11 protein-coding genes are annotated in these 11,072 nt (G+C 61.7%); 3 read left to right on the forward strand and 8 right to left on the reverse strand.

Features of this window, described 5'->3' with window-relative positions; genetic code table 11:
• Positions 1-8: 8 nt before the first annotated feature.
• Positions 9-2,243, forward strand: coding sequence for a CHASE3 domain-containing protein (locus JQ558_RS12885; protein ID WP_212293849.1), 2,235 nt, complete (start codon positions 9-11; stop codon positions 2,241-2,243).
• A gap of 122 nt (positions 2,244-2,365) precedes the next feature.
• Entirely contained in the window at positions 2,366-2,596 is a 231-nt protein-coding gene (locus JQ558_RS12890; RefSeq protein WP_212206630.1) for a hypothetical protein, read from the forward strand.
• A gap of 61 nt (positions 2,597-2,657) precedes the next feature.
• On the opposite strand, the gene JQ558_RS12895 is transcribed toward JQ558_RS12890, so the two are convergent.
• From JQ558_RS12895 to JQ558_RS12925, 7 genes are all read right to left on the reverse strand, one after another.
• Positions 2,658-3,572 carry a heme o synthase gene (locus JQ558_RS12895; RefSeq protein WP_212293850.1) on the reverse strand — a complete coding sequence of 305 codons (915 nt, stop codon included), beginning with the start codon at positions 3,570-3,572 and terminating at the stop codon, positions 2,658-2,660.
• A 125-nt stretch (positions 3,573-3,697) separates the two neighbouring features.
• Complete coding sequence (locus JQ558_RS12900) at positions 3,698-3,991, reverse strand: GYD domain-containing protein (protein WP_212273142.1); 294 nt, start codon at positions 3,989-3,991, stop codon at positions 3,698-3,700.
• Between the two features lie 33 nt (positions 3,992-4,024).
• Positions 4,025-4,426 (reverse strand): cytochrome C oxidase subunit IV family protein, encoded by a 402-nt coding sequence (locus JQ558_RS12905; RefSeq protein WP_212206624.1) that lies wholly within the window; start codon positions 4,424-4,426, stop codon positions 4,025-4,027.
• Positions 4,427-4,435: 9 nt separating this feature from the next.
• Complete coding sequence (locus JQ558_RS12910) at positions 4,436-5,158, reverse strand: heme-copper oxidase subunit III family protein (protein WP_212206622.1); 723 nt, start codon at positions 5,156-5,158, stop codon at positions 4,436-4,438.
• Between the two features lie 10 nt (positions 5,159-5,168).
• Positions 5,169-5,873: a cytochrome c oxidase subunit 3 gene (locus JQ558_RS12915; protein WP_212293851.1), complete on the reverse strand. Its 705-nt coding sequence runs from the start codon at positions 5,871-5,873 to the stop codon at positions 5,169-5,171.
• A complete protein-coding gene (locus JQ558_RS12920; protein ID WP_212206618.1) occupies positions 5,870-7,645 on the reverse strand; it encodes a cbb3-type cytochrome c oxidase subunit I in 1,776 nt (591 codons plus the stop codon). Before JQ558_RS12920 ends, JQ558_RS12915 begins: the two co-directional genes overlap by 4 nt.
• A 75-nt stretch (positions 7,646-7,720) precedes the next feature.
• Positions 7,721-8,554 carry a cytochrome c oxidase subunit II gene (locus JQ558_RS12925; RefSeq protein ID WP_212206616.1) on the reverse strand — a complete coding sequence of 278 codons (834 nt, stop codon included), beginning with the start codon at positions 8,552-8,554 and terminating at the stop codon, positions 7,721-7,723.
• Positions 8,555-9,098: 544 nt separating this feature from the next.
• On the opposite strand from JQ558_RS12925, the gene JQ558_RS12930 reads away from it, so the two are divergent.
• Complete coding sequence (locus tag JQ558_RS12930; RefSeq protein ID WP_212206614.1) at positions 9,099-10,010, forward strand: DUF2189 domain-containing protein; 912 nt, start codon at positions 9,099-9,101, stop codon at positions 10,008-10,010.
• 28 nt (positions 10,011-10,038) lie between these two features.
• Here the strand turns inward: JQ558_RS12930 and JQ558_RS12935 are convergent, their stop codons facing one another.
• The gene (locus tag JQ558_RS12935; protein WP_212293852.1) at positions 10,039-10,938 is read right to left on the reverse strand and encodes a DMT family transporter; all 900 of its coding nucleotides are present in this window, start codon (positions 10,936-10,938) and stop codon (positions 10,039-10,041) included.
• Positions 10,939-11,072 lie beyond the last annotated feature (134 nt).

The raw sequence follows: 11,072 nt of genomic DNA on the forward strand, positions 1-11,072 counted from the left end.
AAGCGTCAATGCTCCCGCAGCGTATCATCCTTGGAATCGGCCTCGCGATCCTTCTTCTTATCGGTGCTGCTTCCATCGGTCTCGACCTGAAGTCGCGGGCCGATACGGCTTCGGTCGACCATGCCCTGGAAGTGCTGAAGCGAATCTCGGATATCCGGCCGCTGCTGCGCCGCGCCGAAAGCGCTGCGCGCGGCTTTGCGCTCACCGGCAACCCGGACTTCGTGAAGGAATATAACGAGTCCAGTGACGCAATCCTGCCGGCCTTCGATGACCTGATCAAGACCGTCGAGGGCAATCCCGGACAAACCCGGCTGATCGAGGAAGCCAAGGCCCAGGTGGCCCGCCAGATTGTGACGGGCGGCGAGTTGATCAGGCTCAAGAATGCGGGCGACCAGGCAAAAATCGCCGCATTGCTGTCCAATGACGAAGACCGCAAGGCCACCGAGACGATCGGTGAAAATCTGGCAAAGACCGTCGCCGAAGAGCGCAGGCGTCTCACGCTGCGGCGCACCCAGTCCGAAACCAACGGCGGCTTCCTGCTGGCGGTTGACCTGGCCTGCGTGCTGCTGATCCTGATCCTTGCGACCGTCCTTACGCGCTCGAGCGGCAGGTCGCGCCGTGAGTTGCAAGAATCCCTGACTGCAACCAAAGCCACCAACGAGGCGCTGGAGGCCGCGGTCGCCGAACGCACCGGGCACCTGGTCACGGCACACGAGGAACTCCGACACTCGACCGAAGTGATGCAGAGCACCTTTCACAGCATGGCGGAAGCGGTGCTCGTCATCGACGCCAAGGGCCGCGTGCTGCTCTCCAACCCGGCCGCGGAAAAGATGCTGCGCTACCGTCCGGGCATGACCGTGGAACTGCTGCGGCAGCTCAGCACCGTCTTTCGCGCCGATGGCGTCACGCCGCTGCCTACCCGGGAGATGCCGGCGGCGCGCGCGCTGCGCGGCGAGGAGTTCGACGCCACCGAAATCGTGGTGCGGCCCAAGAGCGGCAGCGCGCCGGTTCACCTCGTCATCAGCGGCCGCCCGCTGCGCGACGCATCGCGCGCCATCAGCGGCGCGGCGCTGCTCTATCACGACATCACTGCGACGCGCGAAATCGAGCGCAAGCTGCAGCAGTCGCAAAAACTCGACGCCATCGGCAAACTGACCGGCGGCGTCGCCCACGATTTCAACAACATGCTGACCGTCATCACCGGCACCACCGAACGGCTGGTCGCCGCACTCGAGGACCAGCCGGCACTGAAAAAAACCGCCGAGCTGATCGACGTGGCGGCGGAACGCTGCATCGAGCTGATCCAGCATCTGCTGGCATTCGCGCGCCGGCAACCGCTTCAGCCGCGCAATATCGACGTCAACGGCACCGTCCTCGACATCGCCAAGCTGCTGCGCCCTACCCTCGGCGAACACATCGAGATCGACTCGATCCTCGAGCCGGAGGTTGCGGCCGCGCATATCGATCCCTCGCAGCTGGCGAATTCGCTGCTCAACATGGCCATCAATGCCCGCGATGCGATGCCCGAAGGCGGCAAGCTGTTGCTGGAGACCCGCAACGTCGTGCTCGACCAGGCCTATGCACAGGCCAATCCCGACGTGCTGCCCGGCCCGTACGTGATGCTGGCGGTCAGCGACACCGGCACCGGCATGTCCAAGGAGATCCAGGACAAGGTGTTCGAGCCGTTCTTCACCACCAAGGAAGTCGGCAAGGGTACCGGCCTCGGCATGAGCATGGTCTACGGCTTCGTCAAGCAGTCCGGCGGCCACATCCGGGTCTACAGCGAGGAAGGCCACGGCACCACGATCAAGCTGTATCTGCCGCCCGCCCGCGGCCAGGCGCCGGCCGCCGTGGTGGCGGCCGCCCCGTTGGTCGGCGGCGCCGAAACCATCCTGGTGGTGGAGGACGATGATCTGGTGCGCAACTTCGTCACCACGCAGTTGCAGACCCTCGGCTACCAAACCCTCGATACCGCAGACGGTCCCTCGGCGCTGCAGGCCGTGAAAAACGGCCTGCCTTTCGACCTGCTCTTCACCGACGTGATCCTGCCCAACGGCATGTCCGGCAGGCAGCTCGCCGACGAAGTCGTCAAACACCGGCCCGGTATAAGAGTGTTGTATACCTCTGGATATACCGACAACGCGATCGTGCACCAGGGGCGGCTCGACCCCGGCGTCTTGCTGCTGAGCAAGCCCTATCGCAAGTCGCAGCTGGCAAAAATGATCCGCCAGGCGCTGGACTAGAGCCTTATCAGTTCAAATTGAATCAGAACCGCGGACTCATTACCGCGTAGGAACCAACCGTACCACCTGGCGCTTGAATCCCGGTTCTGTTCTGCGTGGCAACCATGAACTGAGAGGCGAAAATGTTCCTGATGGGGCTTGGCGCGCTGCTCGTTCTCGGCGGAATGTTGTACATGGCCCGCACCGCCATTTGGCGGGGATCGCTTAGCGGCCCGGACTCCTCCCGGCCGGTTCGCGGCACTCTGGAGCCGCCACGGCGCAGCCTCCGATTCCTGGGCCTGGCAACGAACTGGCCGGGCATTCTCCTTATGGTGATCGGCGCAATTCTGCTGGTGTCGGGGTCCGGTTTCTAGCCTCGCCAATGACCCAAAGGCCCCGGAGCGATCCGGGGCCTTTCTTGTCGATAAGCGCTGGCTAGTGAGACTGAACGGAAGGAACAGCATTCATCAGCAACACACCAAAAAGAAGGACCAGATAGAGCATCGAAAACACGAACAGGCGACGAGCGGGCCGCCTTTCCTTGCCGTCGTCGCTCCGACGTACCTGCCATGCGAGAAAAATCATGATCGCGCCGAGCATCGCTGCAGCCGCGCCATAGATGGCGCCCGCAAACCCCAGTGCCCAGGGTGTCAGCGCGATCGGAGCCAGAACAACGCTATAGAGAAGAATCTGGCGCTTTGTTTCGGCCTTGCCGGCTACGACCGGCAACATCGGCACCCCGGCTCTGGCATATTCTCCGGCAAGATTGAGCGACAATGCCCAGAAGTGAGGTGGCGTCCAAAGGAAGATGATCAGGAACAGGATGAGCGGCTCGATCCCGACGCTTCCCGTGGCCGCAACCCAGCCGATCACCGGTGGAAGTGCGCCAGCCGCACCGCCAATGACGATATTTTGCGGTGTTCGGCGTTTGAGCCACATCGTGTAGACGACGACATAGAAGAAAATTGTGAAAGCCAGCAGCGCAGCCGCGGCCATGTTCAGCAACGTGCCGAGGGCCAGGATGGCGCAGCTTGCAAGCATCAATCCGAAAACCAATGCTTCCGGGCGCGATACGCGGCCGCTGGGAATCGGACGCATGGCGGTGCGCGCCATCACCGCATCGATGTCGGCGTCGTACCACATATTGAGCGCACCTGCAGCGCCCGCTCCGGCAGCTATGCAAAGAAGAGCAGCGGCACCGGCGAAGGGATCGATGTCGCCTGGTGCGACCATGAGACCAACCAATGCGGTAAAGACGACCAGCGACATAACGCGCGGTTTCGTCAGCGCGACATAGTCCCCGATGCCGGCGTAGCTCCCGCGAAGGAGCATCGAACGATTGATTTGCATGAGATTAATGCCTCCTCTTGCCGGCGACATGGCGGCGTCTGCGTAGTAAAAAACGATGCAATCGTCCTGAAATATCCCTTTGCAAAACCAGGACTGAAAACTTCACCAGCACACCCTTGTGCCGTCTAGCCCAGCGATTTGATGATTTCCCGATAGGCTGTTTCAGGAAACGCTTTCAGCGTGCGCGTCCGGATGTTTCCCTGCATGCCCAGTTGCAGGCTGAAACGTGCCGCCACGGCGTCATCGGGAGCCTCATAGATCGCGACGATGTCAAAGTCGCCCATGGTAAGGAAAAAGAATTTAAACTCGCCGCTCATATCCTTGAGCGCTTTCTTTGCTGCGTCCAGGCGGCTTGGCGAGTCCTTCACCTTCAGAATGCCTTGCTCGGTCCAGTTTGCAAGCATGACATATGTGGTCATGGCCATCCTCCATTTGGCACGAGGCAACAGCGCCTACGTCGAAGGCGCGAAGAACACGACCCGGATGAGGTGCGTGTAGTCGGATTCGAACACCATGATCGCCACGAACACCAACACCAGCACCGGCGGCAGCAGGATGGCATAGCTCAACGCCAGCCGCTCCCAGGCCATGTGCATGAAGACGGCGACGATCAAGCCGGCCTTCAACACCATGAACAACAGGATCAGCGACCATCGGAGATAGCCTTGGAAGTGGAAGTAGTCGACGAGATAGGAGCAGGCGCTGAGAACGAACAGCCATCCCCAGACCACGAGATAGAGCTTGATCGGGTGCTGCTGGCCCTCTGCGTGCGTGGCTCCTGATGCGGGCACGTCATGCACATGCGCGTGCAGCGAAGGTTGCTGGGCTTCCAGATGTACCGCCACGTTTGTCATGCGCCGACCTCACCAAAGATAAAAGAATGCAAAGATGAACACCCACACCAGATCGACGAAGTGCCAGTAAAGGCCCATGATCTCGACGATCTCGTAGTGTCCCTTTCTGCTCGTGAAGAAGCCGCGCCTTTCGACGTCGAAGTCTCCCCGCCAGACCTTTCGCGCGATGGCGATCAGGAAGATCACGCCGAACGTCACGTGAGTGCCGTGGAAGCCGGTGATCATGAAGAAGCTCGAGCCGAACTGCGCCGCGCCCCAGGGGTTTTCCCAGGGCCGGACGCCCTCCGTGATCAGCTTGGTCCATTCGAAGGCCTGCATTCCGACAAACGTTGCGCCAAGCGCCGCTGTGACCAGCATCAGGACTGCGGTTTTGACGCGATCGCGGCGGTAACCGAAATTGACGGCCATCGCCATGGTGCCGCTGCTGGAGATCAGGACGAAGGTCATGATGGCGATCAGGATGAGCGGGATATGATGCCCGCCAATCGTGAGAGCGAATACCTCGCTCGGATTCGGCCACGGCACAGTCGTGGACATTCGCGCGGTCATGTAGGACAGCAGGAAGCAGCTGAAGATAAAGGTGTCGCTCAGGAGGAAGATCCACATCATGGCCTTCCCCCAGGAGACATTCTTGAACGTGCGCTGATCCGACGACCAGTCGTCGGCAATGCCCCGCAAGCCGGCGGCCCGCGCGGGCGATTCTCCAGGGTTTGTCAGCACAGTCTCTGCCATCTGGTCTCTCCTAGGTGAGCAACCTGCGACAGATGTCGACGAAATCGTCCGTCCAGCCCGTCAGCAGGCCAAGCAAGACCAGCCAGACCAACAGCAGGAAATGCCAATAGATCGTGCAGAGCTCCACGCTCAGGCGCACCTGCGCCATCTCGGCGCCGCGCCAGACCCTGGCAGTCGCTCTGCCGAGCGCCACCAGGCCGCCCATCAGGTGCAGGCCGTGCGCCGCCGTCATCATGTAGAAGAAGGAATTGGCTGGATTGGACGCGACGAAATAGCCCGCTGCGCGCAGCTGTTGCCACGCCAGCAGTTGCCCGATCAGGAATGTAATCGCGGACGCACCGCCTGCGCAAAGACCGACGATCACACCGTCCATGTCGTCCCGGCGTGCGGCCACGTGTGCCCATTGCAGCGCGACACTGCTCAGGACCAGGACGCCCGTGTTGAACCACAGCAGCGAAGGCACCGGCATCGCGCGCCAGTCCATCATGTTCATGCGCATGGAGTAAGCGCTGATGAAGAGCGCGAACAGCGAGCCGGCGACAGCGAGAAACACGCCCAGTCCGAGCTTGGCTGCCGGCAAGGTGATTGCACCCGTGCCCGGGAAATCGTCGATCGAACCTTCTTCCAGCCAGGGTTTGGCTGTCAGCCGTTGCTGCGAGAGCCACCATCCGGCGATGACCGCTATGACAGCCATGAACAGGATGATGGCGCTCACGGAGCAGCTCCCTGAACGGCCGGCGTCGTCCGCGGCTGGTTCTGCGGAATGAAGTCCTGCGCGGCACCGGGCACGCTGTAGTCATATGCCCACCGGTAGACCACCGGGAGCTCCTTGCCCCAGTTGCCGTGCCCGGGCGGGGTTTCCGGCGTCTGCCACTCCAGTGTTGTCGCCCGCCATGGATTGCCGCCCGAAGGCCTGCCCCTGAACAGGCTCCAGACCAGATTGAACAGGAACACCATCTGGGCGAAGCCCACGATCAAGGCCATGACGGTGATGAAGGCATTGAGCGTATGGGTCGATGACGGGATAAACGCCGCCTCGCCGATGTCGTGATACCGGCGCGGAACGCCGAGCAGTCCAATGTAATGCATAGGGAAGAAGATCAGATAGGCGCCGAGGAACGTCACCCAGAAATGAAACTTGCCCATCCAGTCATCCAGCATCCGCCCGGTGACCTTGGGGTACCAATGATAGATCGCGCCCAGCACGACCATGATTGGCGCCACGCCCATCACCATGTGGAAATGCGCGACGACGAACATGGTATCCGACAGCGGGACGTCCACGACGACGTTGCCGAGGAAGAGGCCCGTGAGCCCGCCGTTCACGAACGTGATGATGAAGCCGAGGGCAAACAGCATCGGAACGGTGAGATGAATGTCGCCGCGCCACAGGGTCAGCACCCAGTTGTAGACCTTGATGGCGGTCGGGATGGCGATGATGAGCGTCGTGGTGGCGAAGAAGAACCCGAATTTCGGGTGCATGCCGCTCACATACATGTGGTGCGCCCACACGACGAAGCTGAGAGCGCCGATTCCGACGATCGCCCAGACCATCATGCGATAGCCGAAGATGTTCTTTCGCGCGTGGGTAGAGATCAGATCGGAAACGATGCCGAAGGCCGGCAAGGCGACGATGTAGACTTCCGGATGGCCGAAGAACCAGAAAAGGTGCTGGAACAGGATCGGGCTGCCCCCGCCATACTTCATCTGCTGGCCCATCTCGACGAGTGCCGGCATGAAGAAGCTGGTTCCCAAGAGACGGTCGAACAGCATCATGACCGAGGCAACGAACAGCGCCGGAAAGGCCAGCAGCGCCATCACGGTGGCCGTGAAAATGCCCCACACCGTCAACGGCATCCGCATCAACGTCATGCCGCGTGTGCGCGCCTGCAGTACCGTCACCACATAATTCAGCCCGCCCATGGTGAAGCCGATGATGAACAGGATCAGCGAGACCAGCATGAGAACGATGCCCCAATCCTGCCCGGGGGTACCGGAGAGAACCGCCTGCGGTGGGTAGAGCGTCCAGCCGGCGCCGGTGGGCCCGCCAGGCACGAAAAAGGTCGACGCCAACACCAGGACCGCGAGCAGGTAGATCCAGTAGCTCAGCATGTTGACATAGGGGAAAACCATGTCCCGGGCGCCGACCATCAGCGGGATAAGGTAGTTGCCGAAACCTCCCAGGAACAATGCCGTGAGCAGATAGATCACCATGATCATACCGTGCATGGTGATGAACTGGAGATATTGGCTTGCATCGATAAAGGAAAACGTGCCGGGAAATCCCAGTTGCAGTCGCATCAGCCACGACAGTACCAGGGCCACCAGCCCGATTGCGGACGCCGTCAGCGAGTACTGGATGGCGATGACTTTGGCGTCCTGCGAAAAGACGTACTGCGTCCACCAGCTTCTGGGATGATAGAGCTCAACCTCCGGCACTTCGGCAGGCGGCGCGTCCGCGCGTGCGTCATATGGGACATCGACCATAGAAAACCCTCCTTGGTCGTTTCCATCGGGGGCGATCCGTTCACGCGCCCGATTGATCTTTGCAGCGGCGCTTTCCTACTTGCCGCCCGATTTGTACGTCGCCTTCGTCACGGCGTTTCGGCCTGACAGTTCTGCAAACGTCTTCTGCGTCTCCAGCCAGGCGTGATATTCACTCACCTCCTGGACGATGACCTTGGCCCGCATCTGCGCGTGTGCCACGCCGCACAACTCGGCGCAGAGAACATCAAACGTTCCGGTCCGGATCGGGGTCATCCAGAAATAGGTCACCATGCCTGGAACCATATCCATCTTGGCCCGGAACTCGGGCACGTAGAAATTGTGCAGGACATCGAGCGAGCGGAGCAAAACCTTGACCGGCTTCCCGATCGGGAGGTGCAAGTCGCCGCTGTCGATCACGACGTCGTCTTGTCCATTCGGATCGTCGCGATTCAAGCCCATGGGGTTTTCGGGACTGATGTTGCGGACATTGGTTGTGCCCATCCGGCCATCCTTCCCCGGAAGGCGGAAGCTCCATTGCCACTGCTGGCCCATGACCTCGATCTCGGTGGCATCAGCCGGAACCGTGACGAACTGGTGCCAGACAACCAGGCCGGGCGCCAACATGGCTCCGACGCCGACCGCAGTCCCGATGGTGAGCCACCATTCGAGCTTCTTGTTTTCGGGATTGTAGGCTGCCCGCCTTCCCTCCTTGTGATGAAAGCGGAAGACGCAATAGGCCATGAACGCAATCACCGCGAAGAACACCGCTCCGGTGATCCAGAAGGTGATGCTGATGGTGTGGTCGATGTAGCTCCAGTTCGTGGCGATCGGCGTCCACCACCACGGGCTGTAGATGTGAAACAGCACCGAGCCGACTGCGACCAGAAGCAGTATGAGTGCGACAACCATCCTTCAGTCCTCCTTGCCATTCAAGGCAACGGAGACGGATTAAAGGGCGCAGCTCACTGTCTCGATGGCCGACTTCACATGCGCCATCGCAGTGTGTCTTGCCTCGCCCATATGACCGGTCGCGACATCCAAACGTGGCACGGAGCACACATTACGACCGCTAACCATCGGATCCGGGGCGTCAGAGAGTAAGATGGTACGCGTCCAGCCGCGCGTCAATAGATGATAGAGGACTACCTCGTCGGAGCGCCAGGCTGATGCCGCAAGCAGCGCGTGTCAGCCGGCTCGATCGCTTGAGGATAACGCAACGCACCAAATGACCGGGAACGTGCACACTTCACCGAACCGTGAGCGCCGCCTGATCCCAATCGCGTTAATCTGCCTCTGCAGGTCGCGACAAGTTTCGTCCGGCTAAGCTCCTCTTCGTTGACCTCGGGTTTGCCGCACTCGGCTCGATCGCGTTTCTCGCACTTTGCGGCGGACACGCGTGGCTGAAAACCGCGTCGGTGTCACCGCCACGGCTTTCAGCACGGGAGGTGCGTTCATGGCCACCATGTATTCCGACAACATCGCAAAAGTTGGACGGCACGTATTCGGCGACGCCGCCACATATCCGATTCGCAAAATCGGACTGTCCGACCTGCACGAGGCGCTGCGCCTGGGCTGGGAAGACTTCAAGGCAATGCCAAGCCACGCGGTCGTCGTGTGCGTGATCTATCCGGTTCTCGGAATTGCCCTGTTCAGGATGGTGCTTGGCTATTCGGTACTGCCTCTGCTGTTTCCGCTGGCAGCCGGGTTTGCCCTGCTCGGACCCTTTGCAGCGATTGGCCTCTACGAGCTCAGCCGCCGCCGCGAGCGCGGCGAGGAAGTCGACGTATCGAAAGCGCTTCACGTGCTGCGCGCGCCGGCATTCGGCGCCATGATCGAACTCGGCGTGCTCCTGCTCGTCCTGTTCGGAGCCTGGATCGGCGTAGCGAACGCCATCTACGTTTCAATCTTCGGCCATGCTCCGGCTGCGAGCATCCCTGACTTCGCAACGCGCGTGCTGACGACGCCGGAAGGATGGTCGCTCATCATCGTTGGCTGCGGCGTCGGTTTTCTGTTCGCGGTCGTGGCACTGTGCGTCAGTGTCGTGTCGTTTCCATTGATGCTTGACCGGCATGCGACGGCGATAGACGCGATCCGGACCTCGATCTGGGCGGTGATGAAAAATCCGGTTGCGATGGCCGCGTGGGGGCTGATCGTCGCGGCGCTGCTGGTGATCGGTTCGCTACCGCTGTTCGTTGGCCTGGCCGTCGTTCTGCCGGTGCTCGGTCATGCCACCTGGCATCTGTACCGGAAAGTGGTGGAGCCGGACCCCAATCCCCCACAGGAGGAAGAACCCCATTTGCGCAAAGGACACCGCTACGCCGCGGATTTCCCGGCCAATCTGTTTCCGTGGAGCCGCGAGAAGTAAGCGCAAGTGATACGAGGCTTGTGAGCCGTCACGACCGCGTCGCCAGCACGACGCCCGCCAGCGTGAACAGCAGCGCCACGATCTGGACCGGGCCCAGCGGCTCGCCCAGGGCTGCGGCCGAGGCCACCACGCCGATGACCGGCACCGCCATGGTGCCGATCGCGGCGACCGAGGCCGGCAGCCGCGACAACGCGGCAAACCAGCTCACATAGGCGATGCAGAACTGGATCACGGTGGAATAGATCAAGAGCCACCAGCCGATCTGGCTGACCTTGCCCAAATCCGTGGTCTCGATTGCGAGGCCGACGATGGCGACCGGAAAACAGCCGAGCCCGATCTGCCAGGCGGCGGCCGGGATCGGCGGCATGTCGAGCGGCAGTTTCTTGGCCAGCACAGTGCCGAGCGCAAAGCCCATCGAGCCGGCCAGCGCCATCAATATCCCCGGCAGTTTGGCCGCAGAGGCCGTCACGCCATTGCCGCCCATGATGGCCGCTAACCCTGCGAACGCCATCACCAGCGAGACCGTGCGCAATAAAGTCGGCCGCTCGCCCAGCACCGGCCAGGCCAACAGCGAGGCCCAGACCGGCATGGTGTAGGCGATCAGCGCGGTTTCGCTGGCCGGCAGCCAGAGCAGCGCCAACCCCATCAGCACCATCCAGCCGGTGACGTTGAGTGTTGCGGCCAGCATCAGCCGCGGCCACAGCGCGCGGTCGACCCGCAGGGTCTGCCCCCGCCCCAGCGCCAGCGCCGCCAGCAGCAAGGCCCCGATCACGCCGGTGACGCCGCGCAGGGTCAGCGGCGGCAGTTCGCCGAGCAGGAATTTTGTGACCGGCCAGTTAAAGCCCCAGCCCACCGAGGTGATGGCGAGGAACATGAGGCCGGCGGGTGCGATACGCGCACGCGCGGCTGGTGGCACAGGCTCTGTCATGGACGATCGGCAGGGACCGAAAAGGAATCGGTGAAAAGAGAATCGGCTCGAGAATCGGCCGGGGGAATCGCGGCGACTTTGGCCCTTATCGGGGCCCGCGACCACCGGCTCCCCGGCATGTCAGGGTGGAGTTC

It is taken from the genome of Bradyrhizobium sp. AUGA SZCCT0160 (assembly GCF_018130105.1).
Taxonomy (GTDB): domain Bacteria; phylum Pseudomonadota; class Alphaproteobacteria; order Rhizobiales; family Xanthobacteraceae; genus Bradyrhizobium.

Excerpts from the sequence above, each read along its gene's own strand:
- JQ558_RS12885 (WP_212293849.1), top strand. The coding sequence starts at position 9 with ATGCTCCCGCAGCGTATCATCCTTGGAATCGGCCTCGCGATCCTTCTT.
- JQ558_RS12890 (WP_212206630.1), top strand. The coding sequence starts at position 2,366 with ATGTTCCTGATGGGGCTTGGCGCGCTGCTCGTTCTCGGCGGAATGTTG.
- JQ558_RS12895 (WP_212293850.1), bottom strand. The coding sequence starts at position 3,572 with ATGCAAATCAATCGTTCGATGCTCCTTCGCGGGAGCTACGCCGGCATC.
- JQ558_RS12900 (WP_212273142.1), bottom strand. The coding sequence starts at position 3,991 with ATGACCACATATGTCATGCTTGCAAACTGGACCGAGCAAGGCATTCTG.
- JQ558_RS12905 (WP_212206624.1), bottom strand. The coding sequence starts at position 4,426 with ATGACAAACGTGGCGGTACATCTGGAAGCCCAGCAACCTTCGCTGCAC.
- JQ558_RS12910 (WP_212206622.1), bottom strand. The coding sequence starts at position 5,158 with ATGGCAGAGACTGTGCTGACAAACCCTGGAGAATCGCCCGCGCGGGCC.
- JQ558_RS12920 (WP_212206618.1), bottom strand. The coding sequence starts at position 7,645 with ATGGTCGATGTCCCATATGACGCACGCGCGGACGCGCCGCCTGCCGAA.
- JQ558_RS12925 (WP_212206616.1), bottom strand. The coding sequence starts at position 8,554 with ATGGTTGTCGCACTCATACTGCTTCTGGTCGCAGTCGGCTCGGTGCTG.
- JQ558_RS12930 (WP_212206614.1), top strand. The coding sequence starts at position 9,099 with ATGGCCACCATGTATTCCGACAACATCGCAAAAGTTGGACGGCACGTA.
- JQ558_RS12935 (WP_212293852.1), bottom strand. The coding sequence starts at position 10,938 with ATGACAGAGCCTGTGCCACCAGCCGCGCGTGCGCGTATCGCACCCGCC.